Consider the following 21762-nt stretch of genomic DNA (forward strand, 5'->3'; position numbering starts at 1 on the left):
TCTCAGGTCCTCCCGTTAGCCTAAGTGCGTGGTGCGACCGTCCCAACCCGTGCTGGACGCCGTCGGCACGCTCGCCCGGCTCGGGCTGGCTGCCGTCTGGCTCGTTTCCGGTGCGCTGAAACTGGCGGATCCGGGGCAGACCTTGATCGCCGTGCAGGCGTACGACGTGCTCCCGGACGCACTCGAAAACGTGGTGGCCATCGCGCTGCCGCTCGTCGAACTCGTGCTCGGGCTGTTCCTGCTCGCGGGCCTGGCGACCCGGTGGGCCGCGGGCGCCGCGCTGGTGCTGCTCGTCGTGCTCATCGCCGGCATCGCCCAGTCGTGGGCGCGCGGGCTGAGCATCGACTGCGGGTGCTTCGGCGGCGGCGGCCAGGTGGCGGCGGGGCAGACCGAGTACCCGCAGGAGATCCTCCGCGACACCGGGTTCGCGCTGCTCGCCGTCTGGTTGCTGGCGCGGCCGCGCACGTGGCTGTCGGTGGACGGCTGGCTGGCGCGGGGTCGCGGGAACTCCACCGAGCCCGAGGCCGACTACTCGGGTATCGCGGAAGGGAATTGATACACAGTGGGTGGAGCTGAGCGGACCGCTCGGAAGCGTCGTCAGGCCGCGCAGGCCGGGGGAGCCAAGGCGGTGGCCCAGGCCAGGGGCGCGTCCGGGGACAAGCGGAAGTGGATCATCGGGATCGCCGCGGTGGTCGTCGTGGCCGCGCTCGTGATCGGCGGCGTGATCTGGACGATTTCGGACCGGAACAAGACCGAAGGCAAGGTCATCAGCGCCGGCGAGACGACCAGTTCGCTCGCCGGCGATGTCACCCAAAAGCGTGACGGTGTGGTCGTCACCGTGGGCAAGCCGGGCGCCAAGGCCTCGATCGACGTCTACGCCGACTTCCTCTGCCCGATCTGCGGCGAGTTCGAGAAGCAGTACAAGGGCCAGATCGAGCAGGCGGTCAACGACGGCAAGCTGCAGGTCCGCTACCACATGGTGCCGCTGCTGAACCAGCGCTCGAGCCCGCCCGGCTACTCTCTCGACTCGGCGAACGCGGCGCTCGCCGCGGCCGATGCCGGCAAGTTCGTCCACTTCCACGACGCGCTGTTCGCGAACCAGCCCGAGGAAGGCAAGCGCGGCTACGACAAGGCGCAGCTGATCGAGCTGGGCAAGAACGTCGGGATCACCGACCCGGCGTTCGCGCAGACGGTCAACGCGGGCACCTACGACGAGCAGCTCAACACCGCGTTCCAGCAGATCGAGAACGACCCGAAGCTGGCGCAGGACTTCGGCGGCGGGCAGAGCGGTTTCGGCACGCCGACGGTCACCGCGAACGGCGCGATCGTGTCCTGGCAGGACCCCGACTGGCTCAAGAAGGTCACCGGCTGACTCCGGGCAATTCGCCCACCCGGGTACGGACCGTGGTCTAGGCTGAATCCCGCAGCAGGGGAACCGGGGGTCGCGCGCGCACGTCGCACCCCCGGTGACAGGGAGGGCCAGTGGACGGTTCGCATTCGGGGTTTCACGTCGACGACGGCGCGTACACGCGGTACGCGCGCGAAGTCGACCCGCTCGGGGATGACGTCAAGGGTGCCGCCGACAAGCACGTCGGCCCGCACGTGACGCTCGGCGGCCACGGCTTCTCGGAAATGGGCGGCGAATCCGGGTTCTCCGGGGCCTACAGCGGCCGGATGCGCGCGCTGCAGGAGAAGATGCACCGCGTCGGCGGCGGCTGGCGCCAGGTCGGCGAGGCCGCCCGGCAGACCGACCGCAACTACGCGGCGGTCGAGGCCGAGCACGGCGACGTCGTGCGCCGGCTCGGGACCGACCTCGGGCCGGGTCGCGCGTGACCGAGCACCACGCCGACCAGCTCGTCCGGCACGGCCTGGACACCACGAACCAGTTCGCCGACAAGGTGCGCCACGACCCGGCCGCGATCGGCGGCGCCCGGGACGCGCACTACGCCCTGCAGACGTCGGTGGGCCGCACCCGCGACGTCGCCTCCGAACAGCGCGTCAACCTGACGTCGGCCAGCTCGGGCTCGACGACCGACCGCGCCACCGCGACGTCGCAGAGCCTGGAGAAGGAGGTCCAGGACCTCCTCGACGAGAGTGCCGAGATCGAGAAGGCCGTCACCGAGGCCGCCGAGGCGCTGCACGTCGGCGAGATCAAGAACGACCAGGTCCGCGACCAGATCATCAAGGAGATCTCGGCGTCGATGAAGGCGCTGGCGGCGGTGAAGTCGATCCAGCCGCCGGAAAGCCGCGCCGCCGCGTCGCGCGACATCCTGATGAAGCTGCAGACGAAGATCAGCCAGCTCACCGGCCAGGCCGCGACCTTCAGCGAGCAGACGATCAACCGGCTCACCGACATCGGTACGCGGCTGGGCGGCGGCGAGCAGACGACGTCGTCGAGCAGCGCGTCTTCGACGAAGGTCGGCTCCTCGTTCAACAGCAACAGCGGCTACTCCGGCGGCGGCTCGGACGGCGGGGGCGGCGGCGGTGGGGGAGGCGGCGGCGGTGGCGGCGGCGCCGTGCACAAGCCCCGGCTGCCGGTCGCGATCCCGCCGCAGCCCGGCTCCGGCGTCGCGATCAACCTGCCCGGCGGCAAGCAGGTCATGGCGCCGAACGAAACCGCGGCGAAGGCCGTGCGCAACGCGCTCTCGCAGCTCGGCGTGCCGTACGTTTGGGGCGGCACCGCGCGGGGCCAGGGCCTCGACTGCAGCGGGCTGACCATGACGTCGTACCAGGACGCGGGCCTGCAGCTGCCGCGGACGGCGGCGCAGCAGACGGTCGGCGCGGAGGTCCCCTCGATCGACCAGCTCCTGCCCGGCGACCTCGTCGTGTGGTCCGGCCACGTGGCGATGGTGATCGGCGACGGCCAGATGGTCGAGGCCGGCGACCCGGTGCAGATCAGCAAGATCCGCACCACGAACGCGGGGCAGTCGTTCATCGGTTTCTACCGGCCTACGGGGTGAGTGGTGGCTGACTTCGACATCGAGCTGGCTTCGGCGCGGATCGCCGAGCAGGCGGACCGCGCGGAGGCCGACGCTTCGGCGCGGTTCGCCCGCTCGGGCCCGGTGGTGGGCAAGGCGTCGTCCCCGGACGGCACCATCGAGGTCCAGGTGGCCCCCGGCGGGTTGCTGACGGGGCTGACGATCCACCGCTCGACGCTGCGGCACGGGTCCGCGGTGCTCGCCGACCAGATCCTCGAGCTGGCCCAGCGCGCGACCCGCCGGGCGGGCGACAAGATGTACCACGCGCTGGCGCCGGTCGTGGACGCGTCGCAGCTGGAAGTCCTGGGGTACGAGCCGATCCCGGACGACGACCCGGACGCCGAGACCTACACCTACGGGAGGTGACCGAGGTGATCACGACCCGCCAGCTGATCGAGCAGGCCCGGGCCCGCGAAGCCGCTATGTCCAAAGTGGACGAACTGATGGCCGCGGCTTCCGGGACCGCCCACGACGTCGACGGTCAGGTCGAGGCGACCGTCGACGCCCGCGGAAAGCTCTTGCGCCTGTGGCTGGCCCCGTCGGCGGTCAACCTCGGCGAGCAGCTGGGGCCGCGGGTGGTGGAGGTCGCCCAGGCCGCGATGCGCGAAGCGACGCAGGACGCCTACAACAAGGTCGCGTTGCTGCTCGGCGAGGACATGACGGCCATGATCGAGCAGATGACGGGGATGCCCGCGCCGGCCAGGGCCGAGGACGACGACCCGGGCATGACGGTCGAGGAGTTCCAGCGGCTGCGGGCCGAGCGGCTGGGTGCGGCGTCTTCGGAAGCGGCGCCGGCTGCTTCGAGTGCCGAGGACGAGGACGCGTACTGGGAGTCCTTCGATCCGGCTTCGCTGCGCTCGGATCGCTAGTTCACCCCGGCGACGAGTTCGCCGAACAGGCGGCTCGCGGCGGGTGAAGTGAACTGGCGCGTCAGTTCCGCGCGGGCGATCCGCTTGCGGAACTCGCCCGCGTAGGAGGCGTCACCGGCGTCGTGCATGACGTCGGTGATCCACGACGCGAAAGCCTGGTAGTTCCAGACGTGGTCCAGGCAGGTTTCCGAATATTCGTCGAGCAGGCTCGGATCGTCTTCCTTCGCCTGCCGGATGACGGCGCGCGCGAAGGTCTCGGCGTCGAAGAGCGCCAGGTGGATTCCCTTGGCGCTCATCGGCGGGACGATGTGGGCCGCGTCGCCGAGCAGGTACAGCCGGCCGTGGTGCATCGGGCTGTGGACCACGTTTCGCAGGGGTACCAACCGTTTTTCGGCGATCCGGCCGGGTGTGACCGGGCGGCCGAACCGGGCTTCCAGTTCACTCCAGACACGCTCGTCCGGCCAGTGCGCGAGTTCGTCGTCGAGGGAGCACTGGAGGTAGACGCGGCTGGCGTGCGCGCCGCGCGGGATCATCCCCGCCAGGCCGCGGGAATGGATCGCCATGCCGGACGGGTTCGCGGGCACCTCGGCCAGGACGCTCAGCCAGGCGTAGCCGTACTCGCGGGAGTACCGGGTGAGGGCGCCGGCGGGCACGGCCGTCCGGCTGACCCCGCGGTCGCCGTCGCAGCCGGCGACGAAGTCGCAGTGGATGGCGACGTCGGCGTACCGCACGACGGGATTTTCGAGGTCCGCCAAGGTGATGTCGTCGGCGTCGAAGCGGAGATCCCCGCCGGCGCGCAGGAAGACGTCCGTGAGGTTGCGGACGAGGACCTGCTGGGGGCAGAAGACGCTTTCGTCGTCGTCGGCGAAGTCGATCGGCAGTTCCTCGCCGTCGAGGAAGAAGCCGCCCTCGACGTCCGGCAGGGCGTCGTTCGCGAACACCTCCTCGAGTCCCCACTCGCGGAACATGCGCACGCCGCGGGTGTCGATGGTTCCCGCCCGTTGCCGCTGTTCGACGTACGCCCGGCTCCGCTTCTCCAGGACGACGCAGTCGATTCCGCCGCGCTGCAACAGGTTCGCGAGGGTGAGCCCGGCGACCCCGGCTCCGATGACGACGACGGTGGTGTGTTCGGTCATGGGTCCACTGTGGTCCCGGCGACGGCCGCCACCAACCGGTGCCGGGACACCGGATACCGGAAACCCGCCAATTCACCGCCGCCGGGTGCGCCCGGCCTGGTACCGGCCCGGCGTCTGGCCGACGACGTCGGTGAAGGCGTCGATGAAGCTCGACGGGTTGGACCACCCGCACGCCATCGCGGTGTCGGTGACCGAGTGGCCTTCGGTCAGGTGGGCCAGCGCGTGGTGGACGCGCAGGATGGTGCGCCAGCGGTGGAAGCCCATGCCGAGCTCGGCCTGGAACAGCCGGCTGAGGGTGCGTTCGCTCGCCCCGGCCGCGCGGCCCAGCTCGGCCAGCGTCGTGGTCCGCGCCGGGTCGGCGTGCAGGAGGCCGGTGACGGCGCGCAGCCGGTCGTCCCGCGGTTCGGGCAGGTGCAAGGCTTCTTCGGGCGGTCCGGCAAGCTCGTCGAGCACGACGTCGCGCAGCCGCCGATGGGCGCCGGGGCGGCTCTCGCGCTGGTCGGTGAGCGCCAGGAGGACCTCGCGCAGGAGCGGGCTCACCGCGAACACGCCCGGGTAGGCCACGAGCTCGCCGCACAGGCCGGCCGGGATGACGACGAGCCGGAAGTCGGTCCGGCCGTAGCTGCGGTGCGAGTGGTCGAACCCGGGCGGCGTCCAGGCGACCCGGTCGGCCGGGGCGACCCAGGTCCCGCGCTCGGTCGTCGTGGCGAAGGCGCCGGCCGCCGCGTAGACCAGCTGGCCGTCGGCGTGGCGGTGGGTGCCGAGGTGGAAGCCGTGCGGCAGCCGGCCCTTCCCTTCAGGCGTGCGGCCTTCGGGTGTGCGGCTTTCGGGCTTGCGTCCTTCGGGCGTGGGGTGGCGGGTTTCCGGCATCGGCCGCCAGCCTACGCCCGAACCGTCACGCGAGCTGGGCCGTGGAGTTCGCGCCGTCCAGCGCCTCCCGGAGGATGTCGGCGTGGCCCGCGTGCTGGGCCGTCTCGTGGATCAGGTGCAGGATGATCCGCCGCGCGGACCAGAACTGGGGCTCGGGCGGGGACCACGGCGTCGTCGGCAGCCGCACCTCGACGTCCAGTGAGGGCAGGGAAGCCACGTACGCGTCGGTCGCGGCGGCGGCCGCCGAGTACTCGGCCAGCCAGTGGTCCAGCGTCTCGCTCATCGAGTACTGCTCGGTGTCGAGCATGCCCTCCGGCAGGGTGCCGTCGCCCTTGCGCAGGATCTCGAGCCACCGCCGCTCACCTGTCGCCAGGTGCCGGATCAAGCCGCCCAGGGTCAGTTCGCTGACCGTCGTGCGGCGGGCCGCGTCGGCGTCGGAGAGGTCGCGGGCCGGGATCAGCAAGCGCTTGCGGACCTCGGCGAGGAGGGAGAGCAGGTCGTCGGTTTCGCGAGTCATGAAGGCACCGTAGAACCGAATTAGGTCAGATCCCGGCCGCAACGGACAATCCCGCTCAGCGGCACCCGAGTTCGCTGAGAGGTCTGGACCAACCTCCGGCACTGTGTATTAATTCAAGGCGTGAATTTTGGTCTCTCGACGAGGAGGACCCGAATGGGCCTCGGACGCAGGCTGGGGATCGGCGCGCTCGCCGTCGGGCTGCTGCTGGCTTCGGAAACCACCGCCCTCGCCGGGAACGCTCCGGCCTACCAGGATTCCTGGCGACCGGTGAAGGTCCGCGTCGCCGACCTGATGTCCCGGATGACCCTCGACGACAAGCTCGGCCAGATGATGCAGGCTGAGCGGCTCGGCGTCGCGAGCCCGGCCGACGTCACCACCGGACGCCTCGGTTCGCTGCTTTCCGGCGGCAGTTCGCAGCCGACCCCGAACACGCCGGTCAGCTGGGCCGACATGTACGACGGCTTCCAGAAAGCCGCGCTGGCCACGCCGCTGGGGATCCCGCTCATCTACGGTGTCGACGCCGTGCACGGGCACAACGGCCTCTACGGCGCCACCGTCTTCCCGCACAACATCGGCCTCGGCGCCACGCGCGATCCGCGGCTGGTCGAGCGGATCGGCCGCGCCACCGCGGAAGAGGTCTCGGGCACCGGCATCGACTGGGACTTCGCGCCCTGCCTGTGCGTCGCCCGCAACGACCGCTGGGGCCGCACCTACGAGTCCTTCGGCGAGGTCCCGCAGCTGGCCACCGAGATGACGTCGATCATCACCGGCCTGCAGGGACGGCGGCTGGACCAGCCGGGCTCGGTGCTGGCCACCGCCAAGCACTACGTCGGCGACGGCGGCACCACCGGCGGCGTCAACGAAGGCAACACCGAGATGAGCGAGCAGGAGCTGCGCGCGATCCACCTGCCGCCGTTCAAGGCCGCGATCCAGCGCGGGGTCGGCTCGGTGATGATCTCCTACAGCAGCTGGAACAGCGTGAAGATGCACGCCGGTTCGTACCTGGTCAACGACGTCCTCAAGAAGGAGCTCGGCTTCACCGGGATCGTCGTTTCGGACTACAACGGCGTCGACAAGATCGACGGCAAGAGCGGGTTCACCCCCGAAGAGGTCGAGGCGTCGATCAACGCCGGCATCGACATGGTGATGGTGCCCTTCGAGTGGCGGAAGTTCATCGACACGCTGCGCACCCTGGTTCAGGACGGCCGTGTGCCGATGTCGCGGATCGACGACGCGAACCGGCGCATCCTCACCAAGAAGTTCGAGCTCGGCCTGTTCGAGCACCCGCTGACCGACCGGCGCTTCCTGGGCACGATCGGCAGCGAGCAGCACCGGGACCTCGCCCGCCAGGCCGTCCGGGAATCCCAGGTGCTGCTGAAGAACGAGGGCGGCGTGCTGCCGCTGGCCAAGCGGCGCGAAAAGATCTTCGTGGCCGGCAAGAGCGCCGACGACATCGGGAACCAGTCCGGCGGCTGGACGGTCGGCTGGCAGGGGACCAGCGGCCCGGTCATCCCCGGCACCACCATCCTGCGGGGGATCGAGAGCAAGTCTTCGTCGGTGACCTACGCCGAGGACGGCACGGGGATCGACCCGAGCTACGACGTCGCCGTCGCGGTCATCGGCGAAACGCCCTACGCCGAAGGCAAGGGCGACCGTCCACAAGGGATGGGACTGGACGCCGCCGACCTTGCCACGCTGCAGAAGCTGAAGGACTCCGGCGTGCCGACGGTGGTCGTGCTCGTGTCCGGGCGGCCACTGGACATCGCGGCGCAGCTGCCGGACTGGGCCGGCCTGGTCGAGTCGTGGCTGCCCGGCAGCGAGGGGCAAGGCGTCGCCGACGTCCTCTTCGGCGACTACAACCCGACCGGAAAGCTGCCGGTGACGTGGATGCGCAGCGCCGACCAGCAGCCCATCAACGCCGGCGACGGCAAGCCCGCGCTGTTCCCGTTCGGCTTCGGCCTGCACTACTCGCGCCACTGGTGATCCCCGTCCCCCACCGGAAAGGTTCACGCATGTCCCGCCGTCCCCTGGTCAGAATCCTGGCCTTCTTCGCCGCCTGTCTGGGCTTGAGCCTGGGCGCACCGGCCGTGCAGGCCGCGACCCCCTTCAAGGTGCTCGCGTTCTACAGCGGCACCTACGACGCCGCGCACATCAGCTTCGAGAAGGAGGCCAACGTCTGGTTCGCCCAGCAGGCGGTGGCCAACGGCTACACCTACTCCTCGACGACCGACTGGAACCGGCTCACCAGCCTGACCAAGGCCACGGCCGACGTCGTGCTGTTCCTCGACGACCAGCCCCAGTCGGCCGCGCAGTTCCAGGGCTTCCAGACCTACATGCAGAACGGTGGCGGCTTCTTCGGCTTCCACGTCACCGCGTACAACGACAGCTCGACGCCGTCGTACGCCAACTGGTTCCACAACGACTTCCTCGGCACCGGCCGGTTCACGTCGAACACGTGGGGCCCGACGCCGGAGACGCTGAAGATCGAGAACCGCACCCACCCCTCGACGGTGAACCTGCCGGCGACGATCAAGTCGTCGACGTCGGAGTGGTACGCCTGGCAGAACGACCTGCGCCAGAACGGCAACATCACCATCCTGGCGTCGATGGACCAGTCCACCTTCCCGATCGGCACGGACCCGAACCAGACCTGGTACAGCGGCTACTACCCGATCGCGTGGACGAACAAGAACTACAAGATGCTCTACGCCAACTTCGGCCACAACGCGATGAACTACGAGACGAACACCGCGCTGTCGTCGACGTTCGAGAGCGCCGACCAGAACCGGTTCGTGCTCGACGGCCTGAAGTGGCTCGGCGGCGGTGGCACGACCACCCCGCCGCCGGACGGCACGATCGACCCGTCGGCCTGGTACGCCGTTTCGAACAAGGCGAGCGGCAAGTGCGTCGACGCCCGCGCCGCGGCCAGCGCGAACGGCACCGTGATCCAGCAGTACACCTGCAACGGCACCACGGCGCAGCAGTACCAGTTCGCCGCGACCAGCGGCGGCTACGACCGGATCACCAACCGGACGAACCCCGCCCAGGTCATCGACGTGACCGGGGTGTCCACGGCCGACAACGCCGGCCTGCAGCTGTGGGCGTACGGCGGTGGGACCAACCAGCAGTGGCAGCCGGTGTCCGAGGGCAGCGGCTACTACCACTTCGTCGCCCGCCACAGCGGCAAGTGCCTGACCGTGCCGGGCGCTTCCACCGCGGACAGCGTCCAGCTGGTCCAGGCGACCTGCACCGGCAGCGCCGCTCAGTCGTTCAAGGTCGCCTGATCAGCCGGTGCGCCGCGGCGCCCCCTCGGCTAACATGAACGACCTTCACGTTGGCTGAGGAGGGTGCCGTGGTGCGCCGGAACCGAGCTGTCTTCGTCATCTTGGCCCTGCTGGCGGGCGCGCTCGCCGGCGTGACCCCCGCGGTCGCCGTCACCCAGCCGTTCTTCTGGGGCGTCGCGACGTCGGGCTACCAGTCGGAGGGCTCGGCGCCCGACAGCAACTGGCGCCGCTACGAGCAGGCGAAGACGTCGTCGATCAAGGAGCCCTACCGCGACGCCGTCGACTTCCGCCACCGCTACGCCGAAGACATCGACCGCGCGAAGCAGCTCGGCGTCAACGTCTTCCGCTTCAGCGTCGAATGGGCGCGCATCGAACCCCGGCCCGGCCAGGTGGACCAGGCCGAACTCGCGTACTACGACGACGTCGTCCGGCGCGTCGTCGCCGCGGGCATGCGGCCGATGATCACCCTCGACCACTGGGTCTACCCCGGCTGGGTCGCCGACCAGGGCGGCTGGGACTCCGATCGCACGGTCGACGCCTGGCTGGTCAACGCCCGCCGCGTCGTCGACCGGTACAAGGGGCTCGGCGCGCTCTGGATCACGATCAACGAGCCGACCGTCTACCTGCAGAACGAGACCACCAACGGCGGGCTCGCCGGCTGGCAGCTGCCGTGGGCGCAGGCCCGGCTGGTGACGGCGCACCGCGCGGCCTACGACCTGATCCACCAGCTGGACCCCGGTGCGCTCGTGTCGAGCAACACCGCGTACATCCCGGCCGTGCAGGGCGTGCTCGACGCGGCCTTCCTCGACCGGGTGCGCGACAAGCTCGACTTCGCCGGCGTCGACTACTACTACGGCGCGAGCCTCGACAACCTCAGCGCCGTCCACGCCGCGAGCGGCGAGTTCTGGAAGGTGACCCCGCAGCCGGACGGGATCTACTACGCCCTGCGCTACTACGCGCGGAAGTTCCCGGCTCTGCCGCTGTACGTCGTCGAGAACGGGATGCCGACCGACAACGGCGCCGCGCGGCCCGACGGCTACACGCGGTCCGATCACCTGCGCGACCACGTCTACTGGGTGCAGCGCGCGAAGGCCGACGGCATGAACGTCATCGGCTACAACTACTGGAGCCTCACCGACAACTACGAGTGGGGCAGCTACCAGCCGCGGTTCGGGCTGTACACAGTGGACGCCCGCTCGGACGCCACGCTGACGCGGCGGCCGACCGACGCCGTCGCGGCGTACCGGGACCTGATCGCGGGCCACGGCGTCCCGGCCGGGTACACGCCGGTGCGGCCGCCGGGCTTCTGCTCGGTCGTCGACGGGCTCGGCAGCTGCCTCGACCCCGCCCGCTACCCGGGTCCGGTCGCTCCGCTGGGCTGATTTTCCGCCGTCGACCTGCGGGTCCGCGGTCCGGTCTTGATAAATACATGCCGGTCTGTATGTTTGTTGCATGGCGAACAGGGTGTACGTCGTCGGCGTCGGGATGACGAAGTTCGAGAAACCCGGGCGGCGCGAAGGCTGGGACTACCCGCAGATGGCCCGGGAGGCCGGGACCAAGGCGCTGGAGGACGCCGGGGTTGCGTTCGACGCCGTCCGGCAGGCCTACGTCGGCTACGTCTACGGCGAGTCGACGTCCGGCCAGCGCGCGGTCTACGAGCTGGGGATGACCGGGATCCCCGTGGTCAACGTCAACAACAACTGCTCCACCGGCTCGACCGCGCTGTACCTGGCCGCGGAGGCGATCCGCGGCGGCCGCGCGGACTGCGTGCTCGCGCTGGGGTTCGAAAAGATGCAGCCGGGCTCGCTCGCGTCGACCTACGACGACCGCGAACAGCCGCTGGGCAACCACCTCCAGGCGCTCGCCGAGATCTCCGAGGTGCTGTTCCCGCCGGCGCCGTGGATGTTCGGCGCCGCCGGCCGGGAGCACATGGAGAAGTACGGCACCACCGCCGAGCACTTCGCGAAGATCGGCGAGAAGAACCACCGGCACTCGGTGCACAACCCGTACGCGCAGTTCCAGGACGTCTATTCCCCCGACGACATCCTCGCGTCGCGGATGATCTACGACCCGCTGACCAAGCTGCAGTGTTCGCCGACTTCGGACGGCTCCGGCGCGGCGATCCTGGCCAGTGAGTCCTTCGTGGCGGAGCACGACCTCGCGGACCGGGCGGTCGAGATCGTCGGGCAGGCGCTGACCACCGACTTCCGCAGCACCTTCGACGGCAGCGCGAAGAACATCGTCGGCTACGACATGACCCGCCAGGCCGCGCTCAGCGTCTACGACCAGGCCGGGCTCGGGCCCGCGGACTTCCAGGTCGTCGAGCTGCACGACTGCTTCTCCGCCAACGAACTGCTGACCTACGAAGCACTCGGGCTCTGCGAAGAGGGCGAGGGCGGGCACCTGGTCGACGCCGGCGACACGACGTACGGCGGCCGCTGGGTCGTCAACCCGTCCGGCGGCCTGATCTCGAAGGGGCACCCGCTCGGCGCCACCGGGCTCGCCCAGTGCGCCGAACTCACCTGGCAGCTGCGCGGCGACGCGGACCGGCGCCAGGTGCCCGACGTGCGAGCCGCTCTGCAGCACAACATCGGACTCGGTGGCGCCGCCGTCGTCACCGCCTACCAGCGAGCTTAGGAGACACCATGGGCCGGATCAGCGCCACCGTCGAACTGCCCGCCGCGCCGGGCGCGGTGTGGGCGGAGTTCTCGAACCCGAACAACTTCGAGAAGTGGCTGACCATCCACACCAAGTGGAAGGGGGACGTCCCCGCCGAGTTCACGCAGGGCTCGCAAGTGTCCGAAGTGGTCACCATGCTCGGCATGGCGAACACGATCACCTGGACCGTCGACACCTACGACGCCCCGAACCGCCTCGTCATCTCCGGCACCGGCATGGCCGGGGTGAAGATCAGCTTCTCGCTTTCGGTCACGGCGGCAGGCTCCGGCTCGGCGGCGACCATCGACGCCGAGTTCACCGGCCAGATGATCGTCGGCGCGCTCGGCAAGGCCGTGGAGAAGGACGGCAAGAAGAACCTCGACGAATCCCTCGAGAAGTTCAAGGCGCTGGTCGCGTGAAGTTCGATCCGGCCGGGCTCGACAAGTGGACGGAGCCGGCGCGGTTCGACGTCACGCGCGAGCGGCTCGCCGAGTACGCGGCGGCGACCAACGACCCGATCCCGGCCCACCGCGCGGGCGACGTCGCCAGTCCCGTGTTCGCGATCGTGCCGGTGTTCCGGTCGCTGCTGGAACCGGCGCTGGAGGTCGTGCCGCCGTCGCTGTTCGGGCGGGTGCTGCACGGCGAGCAGGACTTCCGCTTCCACCGCCCGATCCGGCCCGGCGATTCGCTGGTGTCGCGCGCCAGGATGACCGGGTACGAGGGACTGCCGAAGGGCACGCGGGCGACCGTCCACCTCGAATGCCGGTCCGCCGCCGGTGAGCTGGTCAACGAGCAGTACGTGACGTTCTTCGTGCGCGGCTTCGACACCGGTGAGCAGCGCGGCACGCTCGGGCCCTCGCACCGCTTCAACGACGCACTGCGCTCGTCGGCTCCGGTCGCGAAGGTGGTGCAGCACGTCGACGACGACCAGACGTACCGCTACGGCCCGGCGGCCGGCGACCCGATGCCGATCCACCTCGACGAGGAGGTCGCGAAGGCGGCCGGGCTGCCGGGGATCATCGCGCACGGCCTGTGCACGATGGCGTTCACGTCGTGGGCCGTGCTGACCGAGGTGGTCCCGGCGGGCCGGCTGCGCCGCCTCGCCGTCCGGTTCGCCGCCCCGGTGCTGCCGGGCCGGGACCTGACGACGTCGATCTGGGCGGCGGGCCCCGGTTCGTACGCCTTCGAAACCACCATGGGGGACACCCTGGTGATCAAGGACGGCCTCGCCGAGATCGGAGAGAACTGATGGGCGCACTGGACGGGCGCGTCGCGCTGATCACCGGCGCGGGCCGCGGGATCGGGCGGGAGCACGCGCTGTTGTTCGCCCGCGAGGGCGCTTCGGTGGTCGTCAACGACGTCGAGCCGGACCCCGCGGTGGTCTCGGAGATCCGCGACCGGGGTGGTTCGGCGGTGGCGAACACCGCGGACGTGGCGTCGTGGGCGGGCGCGGCGGAGCTGGTCGACCAGGCGGTGTCCGAGTTCGGCCGGCTGGACGTGGTGGTGAACAACGCGGGCATCCTGCGGGACAGCTTCGTCGCGGGCCTCACCGAGCAGCAGTGGGACGAGGTGATCGCGGTCCACCTCAAGGGCCACGCGGCGGTCCTGCACCACGCGGCGGCGTACTGGAAGTCGCTGGCCAAGGCGGGTTCCGCCCCGGCGGCCTCGGTGATCAACACGGCATCGGCGTCGGGGACGACGGTGCCGAACCCGGGCCAGCTCAACTACGGCGCGGCGAAGGCGGGCATCGCGGCGATGACCCTGGTGGCGGCAGCGGAACTGGAGCGCTACGGGGTGCGGGTCAACGCGATCGCCCCGATCGCCCGCACGCGGCTGACGCTGGCGACCCCGGGGATGGGAGCGATCTTCGCCGCCGAGGTCCCGCCGGGGGAGTTCGACGCGTTCTCCCCGGCGAACATCTCGCCGCTGGTGGCCTACCTGGCTTCGGAGAAGTGCGCGTTGACGGGCAAGGTGTTCGCGGTCCAGGGCGGCGCGATCTCGGAACTGGCGGGCTGGCACGACGTCAAGGTGATCGAGACGGACGGCCCGTGGCAGATCGACGACATCGCGGCGAGGCTGCCGTGATCGAGTGGTCGGAGACGGACCTGCTGGTCCGCGACTCGATCCGGGACTTCATCGCCAAGGAGATCCGGCCGCACCTGGACGAGCTGGAGAGCGGTGCGCTGCCGCCGTACGACATCATCCGGAAGCTGTACGCGGCGTTCGGGCTGGACGTCATGGCGGCGGAGGCGGTTTCTCGCCTGCTGGCTCCCTCGTCTTCGTCCGGTTCCTCGCCTTCGCTGGGCGGGCAGGAGACCCTGGCGCTGATCGCGATCAGCGAGCTGGCCGGGGTGAGCCTCGGGATCGTGGCGTCGCTGGGGGTTTCGCTGGGCCTGGCCGCGGCGACCATCCTGGCCAAGGGGTCCCAGGAGCAGAAGGAACGCTGGCTGCCGGGCCTGGCGACGTTCGAGAAGATCGGCGCGTGGGCGATCACGGAACCGGACTCGGGCTCCGACGCGTTCGGCGGCATGCAGACCACGGTCCGCCGAGACGGCGACGAGTACGTGCTGAACGGGCGGAAGACGTTCATCACGAACGGGCCGTTCGCGGACACGGTGGTGGTGTACGCGAAGCTGGACGACGGTTCGCCGGTCCGGGACCGGCCGGTGCTGACGTTCGTGCTGGACCGCGGGCTGCCGGGCTTCGTGCAGGGCAAGCCGTTCAAGAAGATGGGGATGATGTCGTCCCCGACGGGCGAGCTGTTCTTCGACGACGTACGGCTGGGCGCCGACCGGCTGCTTTCGTCGTCGGGTGCCGAGAGCGCCCGGGAGAGCTTCGTGGCCGAGCGGGTCGGCGTGGCGGCGTTGTCGCTCGGGATCATCAACGAGTGCCTGCGGCTGTGCGTCGAGTACGCGAAGAGTCGTCGTTTGTGGGGGCAGGAGATCGGGCGGTTCCAGCTGATCCAGCTGAAGCTGGCGAAGATGGAGGTGGCGCGGGTCAACGTCCAGAACATGGTGTTCCAGACGGTGGCCAAGACCCGGGCGGGAAAGCGGCCTTCGCTGGCGGAGGCATCGGCGATGAAGCTGTATTCCTCGGAGGCGGCGACCGAGGTGGCGATGGAGGCGGTGCAGTTGTTCGGGGGCAACGGGTACATGGCCGAGTACCGGGTGGAGCAGCTCGCGCGGGACGCGAAGTCGTTGATGATCTACGCGGGGAGCAACGAGATCCAGGTGACCCACATCGCGAAGGCCCTGCTCGCCTAAGAGCTCGTGAGTGTGAAACAGGGTTCTGACCCTGTTTCACACTCACGAGCGTCAGCCGCGTTCGATGAGGTGGCCCACTACGTCCGGGCCGGGGTGGGCGTGGCCGGAGCCGTCGCGGCGGACGTCGATCTCCGGGAGTTCCACCGGGTCGCCGTTCTTGGCCGAACCCGCCGGGCGCGGGCCGATCCAAGCCACCTGAAGGGCCGTTTCGCCCTTCAGGAAGCGCTGGGCCCGGACGCCGCCGGTCGCCCGGCCCTTCGCCGGGTACTCGCTGAACGGCGTCACCTTCACGCTTTGCCCGGTGGCCGTGATCACCAGGGGTTCACCGTGTTCGTCGTCGTCCGTGCGGACCGCGCCGAAGAACACCACCGAGCCCGAACCCACGTTGATGCCCGCCATGCCGCCGCCCTTCAGGCCTTGCGGGCGGACCAGGGAGGCCGCGTACTTCAGCAGCGAGGCCTCCGAAGACACGAACGCCAGCGTCTCCGTGCCGTCCGTCAGCCACGTCGCTCCGACGACCTCGTCGCCGTCCTTCAGGGAGATCACTTCGAACTCGTCCGAGCGGACCGGCCACTCCGGCGAGCAGATCTTCACCACGCCGGCCCGGGTGCCCAGCGCGAGGCCGGGGGAGCCCGCCGCCTGCTCGCCGAGGGGGGCGATGCCGACGACCGTCTCGCCCTTCTCCAGCGGGACCAGTTCGCGGGCCGCCATGCCGCCGCGCAGGGAGACCGTGCCCGCCTGCTCCGGGAGCACCGGCAGCGGCAGGACGTCCGTCTTGAACGCGCGGCCGCGGCTGGTCACCAGCAGGACCTGGCCGCGGGCCGTGGTGTGGACCACCGCCGAGACCGCGTCGTGCTTCACGCGGCCGTTGCGGCGCCGCGTCTCCGTCGCTTCCTCGGACTCGGCCGCCGTGCGGGCCACCAGGCCCGTCGCCGACAGGATGACCTGGCACGGGTCGTCCGCGACTTCCAGCGGGCCCGAAGGCTTCGACGCCGCCAGGACCTCCTTCAGGTCGCCGTCGATCAGGGCCGTGCGGCGCTCGGTCGGGAAGTCCTTCGCGATCTTCGCCAGCTCCGCCGAGACGAGCTTCTTCAGCACCGACTCGTCGTCGAGGATCTTGCTCAGCTCCGCGATCTCCTCGCGCAGCCGGTCCTGCTCCGCCTCCAGCTCGAGCCGGTCGTACTTCGTGAGCCGGCGCAGCGGCGTGTCGAGGATGTAGGTCGCCTGGATCTCCGACAGCTTGAAGCGCGTCATCAAGCCGTCCTTCGCGGCCTGCGCGTTCTCGCTTTCGCGGATGAGCTTGATGACCTTGTCGATGTTCAGCAGCGCGACCAGCAGGCCGTCGACCAGGTGCAGCCGCTCTTCGCGCTTGCGGCGCCGGTACTTCGTGCGCCGCGTGACGACCTCGTAGCGGTGCCGGAGGAAGACCTCCAGCAGCTCCTTCAAGCCCAGCGTCTGCGGCTGGCCGTCCACGAGCACCAGGTTGTTGATGCCGAACGACTGCTCCAGCGGCGTCAGCCGGTACAGGTCCGCCAGCAGGGCCTGCGGGTTGACGCCGACCTTGCACTCGATGACCAGCCGCGTGCCGTTCTCGCGGTCGGTGAGGTCCTTGACGTCGGCGATGCCGGTGAGCCGCTTGGACTTGTTGACCTCGTCGGTGATCTTCTCGATCACCTTCTCCGGGCCGACGCCGTAGGGCAGTTCGGTGACGGTGATCGCCTGCCGTCCGCGGCTGCCTTCCAGGGGCCCGGTTTCGCAGTTCGCGCGCATCCGGACCACGCCGCGGCCGGTCTCGTACGCGCGGCGGACCTCGTCGAGGCCGAGCAGGCTGCCGCCGGTCGGGAGGTCCGGGCCCGGTACGAACTCCATCAGCTTGTCGAGCGTCGCGGCCGGGTGCGTGATCAGCCAGCGCGCCGCCGCGATGACCTCGCCGAGGTTGTGCGGGATCATGTTGGTCGCCATCCCGACCGCGATCCCGGACGTGCCGTTGACCAGCAGGTTCGGGAACGCCGCGGGCAGCACCGACGGTTCCTGCAGCGAACCGTCGTAGTTGGGCCGGAAGTCGACGGTCTCCTCGCCCAGCTCACCGACCAGCTGCATCGCTTCGGGTGACATCCGGGCTTCGGTGTACCGCGAGGCGGCCGGGCCGTCGTCGGGGGAGCCGAAGTTGCCGTGGCCGTCGATCAGCGGGACGTTCAGCGAGAAGTCCTGCGCCAGCCGGACCATCGCGTCGTAGATCGCGACGTCACCGTGCGGGTGGTACTTGCCCATCACGTCGCCGACCACGCGCGACGACTTCACGTACGCGTGCGTCGGGCGGTAGCCGTTCTCGTTCATCGAGTACAGGATCCGGCGGTGCACCGGCTTCAACCCGTCCCGCGCGTCCGGCAGGGCGCGCGAGTGGATGACCGAATACGCGTACTCCAGGTACGAGTCCTCGATCTCCGTCTTCAGCGAGTTGTCGAAGACGTTCGCGCCGGCGGAGTCGAACGCGCTGGGATCGACCTTGGTGCTGGTGCCTTTGCGGCGTGCCACGGCAGAACTCCTTGGTAGCTACGAAACTTAAGCGTCGATGGCGTCGCGGTCGATCCGGTCCGAGGAGGCGACCAGCCAGTTCCGCCGGGGCTCGACCTTCTCGCCCATCAGCAGTTCGAGCGCGCCCTCGGCGGCCTCGGCGTCGTCCATGGTGATGCGGCGGACCGAGCGGGTGGCCGGGTTCATCGTGGTCTCCCACAGCTCGTCGGCGTCCATCTCGCCGAGGCCCTTGAACCGCGGCACCGGCGTGACGATGTTCTTGCCCGCCTTCTCCAGCTCCGCGAACTTCGTCTCCATCTCCTGCTGGGTGAAGGTGAAGTGCGTCTCCGGGTTGCGGCCCTTCGTGACGAGCTTGTGCAGCGGCGGCATCGCCGCGTACAGCCGGCCGTCTTCGATCACCGGGCGCATGTACTTCGCGAACAGCGTGATCAGCAGCGTCCGGATGTGCGAGCCGTCGACGTCCGCGTCCGCCATCAGGATCACGCGGCCGTAGCGCATGGTCGTCAGGTCGAACGTGCGGCCGGTGCCCGCGCCCAGCACCTGCACGATCGACGCGATCTCGGCGTTCTTCAGCGTGTCGCCCAGCGACGCCTTCTGCACGTTGAGGATCTTGCCCCGCAGCGGCAGCAGCGCCTGGTACTCCGACACGCGCGCCATCCGCGCCGACCCGAGCGCGCTGTCGCCCTCGACCAGGAACAGCTCGCTGCGGGAGACGCCGGTGGTGCGGCAGTCGACCAGCTTGGGCGGCATGGCCGCGCCTTCGAGTGCGGTCTTGCGCCGGGCCGCGTCCTTCTGCTGCTTCTGGGTCAGCCGGACGCGGGAGGCGTCGACCACCTTCTGCAGCACGACCTTGGCCTCGGACTTGGTCTTGCGGTCCTCGGTCCACGCCTTGACGTGCTTGTCGACGATGCCCTGCAGGACCCGGGTGATGCCGGCGGTGGACAGCTCGTCCTTCGTCTGCGAGGTGAACTGCGGCTCCGGCAGCCGGACGTGCACCACGGCCGTCATGCCCTCGAGGACGTCCTCGATCGTCGGCATGTCCTCCTTGGGCTTGAGCAGCCCGCGGGTCTTGGAGATGGCCTCCTGCAACGCCTTCGCCACCGCGCGGTCGAACCCGCGGCGGTGGGTGCCGCCGTGGACGTTGCGGATCGTGTTGGTGAAGCACTCGACCGTGCGCTCGTAGCCGGTGCCCCAGCGCAGCGCGACCTCGACCTCGGCGTGGCGCTCCACATTGGACTGCATGACGCCCGCCGCGTCGGCCGCGTTCTCCTTGTACGTGCCTTCGCCGGTGATCAGCAGCGTGCCGCAGACCGGCTTCTCGCCCGACGGCGTCAGGAAGTCGACCATGTCGACCAGGCCGTGCGGGAAGTGGAACGTCTCTTCGTTGATCGTGTCTTCGATCGCCGTGCGCAGCACGTACGTGACGCCCGGGACGAGGAACGCGGTGTTGCGCAGCTTCGCGCGGACGCCTTCGACGTCCAGCGCCGCGCCGGACTCGAAGTAGCGCGCGTCGTACCAGTAGCGGATCGACGTGCCGGAGCGCTCGCCGCGCTTCATCTTGCCGACGAGGTTCAGCCCGGACCGGCGGGTGAACTTCGCCTTCGGGCCGGGCGCGTCGAAGGTGCCGGGGACGCCGTGCTTGAACGACATCTGGTGGACCTTGCCGTCCTGCTTCACCGTGACGTCGAAGCGGTGCGACAGCGCGTTGACCGCCGAAGCGCCGACGCCGTGGAGGCCGCCGGAGGTCTTGTAGCCGGATCCGCCGAACTTGCCGCCGGCGTGCAGCCGGGTCAGCACCAGCTCGACGCCGGACAAACCGGACTTCGCGTGGGTGCCGGTCGGGATGCCGCGGCCGTCGTCGTCGACCTGGACGCTGCCGTCGGCGTGCAGCGTGACGACGATCTTCGTCGCGTGGCCGGCGACACCTTCGTCCGTCGAGTTGTCCACCACCTCGGAGAAGAGATGGTTGATGCCCCGGCTGTCGGTGGAGCCGATGTACATCCCGGGTCGTTTGCGGACGGCCTCGAGACCCTCGAGATGGGTCAGGTCATCGGCCCCGTACAAGGTCTCGGCAGTCACAGGGTCGTTCTCCCGGATCGTGGCTCGCGAAAGTGCTAGTGGTGGTGCGGACTCGCCTGCACCGTAGTGCAGGATATCCGCCCACCCCGACAACTTCCGCGCGCTCCCGCTCCCGGAGTGGCGGGCGGTACCGGCTAGCGGGGGTCGTAGCCCAGGTCGGGCCACAGGCCGAGCAGCGCTTCGATCTTCCGCGGGACCTGGAAGCTGTTGCGGAAATTCGGCTTCTCGCCGATCGTGGCGAGGCCCTTGCGGAGGTCGCCGAACGCCGGCCGCGCCGACGACTCCCGGGTCAGGATGTAGCAGTACGTGCGCCGGGGGTAGGCGAACTCGTCGGCGTAGGCGTGCAGGACCAGGCCGGGGGCCTCGATCCGCGACCCGACCAGCGCGCGGCCCTGCTTCTGGCTGTAGACGCGGATCACGTGCACGCCGGCGCGGAGGGTGCGCGGCGGGTCCTGGCCCTGGCCGTCGTCGGCCCAGAACAGCTCGACGCGGAAGGGTGATTCGCCGTTCTCGCCGGGGTGCGTGTAGTCGCGGGCGAGTTCTTCCAGGCGGTACTCGGCTTCGGCGGACGGTTCGCCGCCTTCGACGAGGCTGACCAGGTAGAGCTCGGCCGGGCGGGGCCACGCGGGCCGGGGGACGTCGGTGGGTTCGGCCGGCTCGGTTTCGGCCGGTGCCGCAACCGGTTCCGCGCCGGCGGTGGCCACGGGGGTCTCCGCCGGGGAGGTGGTGGGCTCGGTGGCCGGGGTACCGGCCTCGGCCGCGGACGGCGTCGAAGCGGCGGGCTGCGAGCCGGTGGCCGCGGCCGGGTCACCGGGCTGCGAGCCGGTGTCCGGGGTGCCGGGCCGCACCGGCGAAGCGGGTGGTGCCGGGCGCACCGGCGACGGCGGGGGCGTCTGGGCCGCGGGCCGGACCGGGGAAGCCGGTTGCGCCGGGCGGACCGGCGACGGGGGCGGCGCCGCGGGCCGGACCGGCGTCGCGGGGCGGCTCGTCACCACCGGGCGGGCGGGCGCGGTGCGGGCGGGCGTCGCGGGGCGCGCCGTGACCGGCTTGCCGGCGCCGTACTGCTCCAGCAGCGGCTCCAGGTCGCCCGCCGTGAGCGCCGGCCCCGCGAGGTCGCACCAGTCGAGCCAGGCCTCCTGGGCCTCCTCGACGGTGTGCTTCTCGTGCGAGACCGTGACCGCCTCGAACAGCTGCCGGGGGCCGGCCGCGGTGACGTCGGCCGAGCCGACCACCACGAACGACGGGTCGTCCTCCGCGATCACCAGCTTGGCGTTCAGCCCGCGCAGCGAGTGCACGATCACGCCCGCCTTGACCCAGTGCAGCAGCGCGTGCGGGCTCGTCGCGCCGGACAGCACCGTGTCCAGGCTCGCGTCCGTGATCAGCGTGTCGCCGGGTTCCAGCGGCAGCAGCGCGGCCGCGCCGGGCCCGACGTGGCCGAAGGCGGCCACCAGGTTCCGGCGAGGCGCGAGCAGTGGGGTGATCGAGCCCCAGATGTCGCGGCCCGTGAGAAGTCGTACCGAACGTTCTGCCAGACCCAGCCGACCGAGCTCCGCGTCCATGTCCCTGACCTTAC

General features: G+C 70.3%; 20 protein-coding genes. 14 read left to right on the forward strand and 6 right to left on the reverse strand.

The window, feature by feature from the left end:
- The first annotated feature begins 49 nt into the window (after positions 1-49).
- The 6 genes from AB5J73_RS18815 (at position 50) to AB5J73_RS18840 (ending at position 3847) form a co-directional block, all read left to right on the forward strand.
- Positions 50-556: a MauE/DoxX family redox-associated membrane protein gene (locus AB5J73_RS18815; RefSeq protein WP_370973227.1), complete on the forward strand. Its 507-nt coding sequence runs from the start codon at positions 50-52 to the stop codon at positions 554-556.
- Between the two features lie 72 nt (positions 557-628).
- Complete coding sequence (locus AB5J73_RS18820) at positions 629-1372, forward strand: DsbA family protein (RefSeq protein WP_370970971.1); 744 nt, start codon at positions 629-631, stop codon at positions 1370-1372.
- A gap of 110 nt (positions 1373-1482) precedes the next feature.
- The gene (locus AB5J73_RS18825) at positions 1483-1833 is read left to right on the forward strand and encodes a hypothetical protein (protein WP_086863949.1); all 351 of its coding nucleotides are present in this window, start codon (positions 1483-1485) and stop codon (positions 1831-1833) included.
- The gene (locus AB5J73_RS18830) at positions 1830-2960 is read left to right on the forward strand and encodes an NlpC/P60 family protein (protein ID WP_370970972.1); all 1131 of its coding nucleotides are present in this window, start codon (positions 1830-1832) and stop codon (positions 2958-2960) included. The genes AB5J73_RS18825 and AB5J73_RS18830 overlap by 4 nt, the downstream gene beginning before the upstream one ends.
- 3 nt (positions 2961-2963) lie before the next feature.
- Complete coding sequence (locus AB5J73_RS18835) at positions 2964-3344, forward strand: YbaB/EbfC family DNA-binding protein (protein ID WP_370970973.1); 381 nt, start codon at positions 2964-2966, stop codon at positions 3342-3344.
- A 5-nt stretch (positions 3345-3349) separates the two neighbouring features.
- Positions 3350-3847: a YbaB/EbfC family nucleoid-associated protein gene (locus tag AB5J73_RS18840; RefSeq protein ID WP_370970974.1), complete on the forward strand. Its 498-nt coding sequence runs from the start codon at positions 3350-3352 to the stop codon at positions 3845-3847.
- Here the strand turns inward: AB5J73_RS18840 and AB5J73_RS18845 are convergent.
- The 3 genes from AB5J73_RS18845 to AB5J73_RS18855 form a co-directional block, all read right to left on the reverse strand.
- The gene (locus AB5J73_RS18845; RefSeq protein ID WP_370970975.1) at positions 3844-4983 is read right to left on the reverse strand and encodes a 4-hydroxybenzoate 3-monooxygenase; all 1140 of its coding nucleotides are present in this window, start codon (positions 4981-4983) and stop codon (positions 3844-3846) included. The two genes, AB5J73_RS18840 and AB5J73_RS18845, sit on opposite strands and share 4 nt — an antisense overlap.
- Before the next feature lie 72 nt (positions 4984-5055).
- Positions 5056-5853, reverse strand: coding sequence for a helix-turn-helix domain-containing protein (locus AB5J73_RS18850; protein WP_370970976.1), 798 nt, complete (start codon positions 5851-5853; stop codon positions 5056-5058).
- Positions 5854-5878: 25 nt separating this feature from the next.
- Complete coding sequence (locus AB5J73_RS18855) at positions 5879-6370, reverse strand: DUF664 domain-containing protein (protein WP_370970977.1); 492 nt, start codon at positions 6368-6370, stop codon at positions 5879-5881.
- Between the two features lie 153 nt (positions 6371-6523).
- Between AB5J73_RS18855 and AB5J73_RS18860 the strand changes: the two genes are divergently transcribed.
- From AB5J73_RS18860 to AB5J73_RS18895, 8 genes are all read left to right on the forward strand, one after another.
- Positions 6524-8353, forward strand: a complete 1830-nt coding sequence (locus AB5J73_RS18860; RefSeq protein WP_370970978.1) for a glycoside hydrolase family 3 protein — start codon at positions 6524-6526, stop codon at positions 8351-8353.
- Positions 8354-8382: 29 nt separating this feature from the next.
- On the forward strand, positions 8383-9654 hold the full coding sequence (locus tag AB5J73_RS18865) for an RICIN domain-containing protein (RefSeq protein WP_370970979.1): 1272 nt from the start codon (positions 8383-8385) through the stop codon (positions 9652-9654).
- A gap of 68 nt (positions 9655-9722) precedes the next feature.
- On the forward strand, positions 9723-11036 hold the full coding sequence (locus tag AB5J73_RS18870; protein ID WP_370970980.1) for a glycoside hydrolase family 1 protein: 1314 nt from the start codon (positions 9723-9725) through the stop codon (positions 11034-11036).
- A gap of 70 nt (positions 11037-11106) precedes the next feature.
- Positions 11107-12291 (forward strand): lipid-transfer protein, encoded by a 1185-nt coding sequence (locus AB5J73_RS18875; protein WP_370970981.1) that lies wholly within the window; start codon positions 11107-11109, stop codon positions 12289-12291.
- Positions 12292-12299: 8 nt separating this feature from the next.
- Positions 12300-12731 (forward strand): SRPBCC family protein, encoded by a 432-nt coding sequence (locus AB5J73_RS18880; RefSeq protein WP_370970982.1) that lies wholly within the window; start codon positions 12300-12302, stop codon positions 12729-12731.
- Entirely contained in the window at positions 12728-13561 is an 834-nt protein-coding gene (locus AB5J73_RS18885) for a MaoC/PaaZ C-terminal domain-containing protein (protein WP_370970983.1), read from the forward strand. The genes AB5J73_RS18880 and AB5J73_RS18885 overlap by 4 nt, the downstream gene beginning before the upstream one ends.
- The gene (locus AB5J73_RS18890; protein ID WP_370970984.1) at positions 13561-14397 is read left to right on the forward strand and encodes an SDR family oxidoreductase; all 837 of its coding nucleotides are present in this window, start codon (positions 13561-13563) and stop codon (positions 14395-14397) included. The genes AB5J73_RS18885 and AB5J73_RS18890 overlap by 1 nt, the downstream gene beginning before the upstream one ends.
- Positions 14394-15575: an acyl-CoA dehydrogenase family protein gene (locus AB5J73_RS18895; protein ID WP_370970985.1), complete on the forward strand. Its 1182-nt coding sequence runs from the start codon at positions 14394-14396 to the stop codon at positions 15573-15575. The genes AB5J73_RS18890 and AB5J73_RS18895 overlap by 4 nt, the downstream gene beginning before the upstream one ends.
- Positions 15576-15626: 51 nt before the next feature.
- On the opposite strand, the gene AB5J73_RS18900 is transcribed toward AB5J73_RS18895, so the two are convergent.
- The 3 genes from AB5J73_RS18900 to AB5J73_RS18910 all read right to left on the reverse strand — a co-directional run bounded on the left by AB5J73_RS18900 (position 15627) and on the right by AB5J73_RS18910 (position 21748).
- Positions 15627-18110: a DNA topoisomerase (ATP-hydrolyzing) subunit A gene (locus tag AB5J73_RS18900; protein ID WP_370970986.1), complete on the reverse strand. Its 2484-nt coding sequence runs from the start codon at positions 18108-18110 to the stop codon at positions 15627-15629.
- Positions 18111-18137: 27 nt separating this feature from the next.
- The gene (locus AB5J73_RS18905) at positions 18138-20189 is read right to left on the reverse strand and encodes a type IIA DNA topoisomerase subunit B (protein WP_370970987.1); all 2052 of its coding nucleotides are present in this window, start codon (positions 20187-20189) and stop codon (positions 18138-18140) included.
- 134 nt (positions 20190-20323) lie between these two features.
- Complete coding sequence (locus AB5J73_RS18910) at positions 20324-21748, reverse strand: hypothetical protein (RefSeq protein ID WP_370970988.1); 1425 nt, start codon at positions 21746-21748, stop codon at positions 20324-20326.
- Positions 21749-21762: the final 14 nt, after the last annotated feature.

It is taken from the genome of Amycolatopsis sp. cg9, from assembly GCF_041346945.1.
Classification (GTDB): Bacteria; Actinomycetota; Actinomycetes; order Mycobacteriales; family Pseudonocardiaceae; genus Amycolatopsis.

What these genes read in the sequence shown, in the direction of transcription:
- AB5J73_RS18890 (WP_370970984.1), top strand. Translation starts at nt 13,561, where the DNA reads ATGGGCGCACTGGACGGGCGCGTCGCGCTGATCACCGGCGCGGGCCGC.
- AB5J73_RS18850 (WP_370970976.1), bottom strand. Translation starts at nt 5,853, where the DNA reads ATGCCGGAAACCCGCCACCCCACGCCCGAAGGACGCAAGCCCGAAAGC.
- AB5J73_RS18855 (WP_370970977.1), bottom strand. Translation starts at nt 6,370, where the DNA reads ATGACTCGCGAAACCGACGACCTGCTCTCCCTCCTCGCCGAGGTCCGC.
- AB5J73_RS18910 (WP_370970988.1), bottom strand. Translation starts at nt 21,748, where the DNA reads ATGGACGCGGAGCTCGGTCGGCTGGGTCTGGCAGAACGTTCGGTACGA.
- AB5J73_RS18880 (WP_370970982.1), top strand. Translation starts at nt 12,300, where the DNA reads ATGGGCCGGATCAGCGCCACCGTCGAACTGCCCGCCGCGCCGGGCGCG.
- AB5J73_RS18845 (WP_370970975.1), bottom strand. Translation starts at nt 4,983, where the DNA reads ATGACCGAACACACCACCGTCGTCGTCATCGGAGCCGGGGTCGCCGGG.
- AB5J73_RS18875 (WP_370970981.1), top strand. Translation starts at nt 11,107, where the DNA reads ATGGCGAACAGGGTGTACGTCGTCGGCGTCGGGATGACGAAGTTCGAG.
- AB5J73_RS18865 (WP_370970979.1), top strand. Translation starts at nt 8,383, where the DNA reads ATGTCCCGCCGTCCCCTGGTCAGAATCCTGGCCTTCTTCGCCGCCTGT.
- AB5J73_RS18860 (WP_370970978.1), top strand. Translation starts at nt 6,524, where the DNA reads ATGGGCCTCGGACGCAGGCTGGGGATCGGCGCGCTCGCCGTCGGGCTG.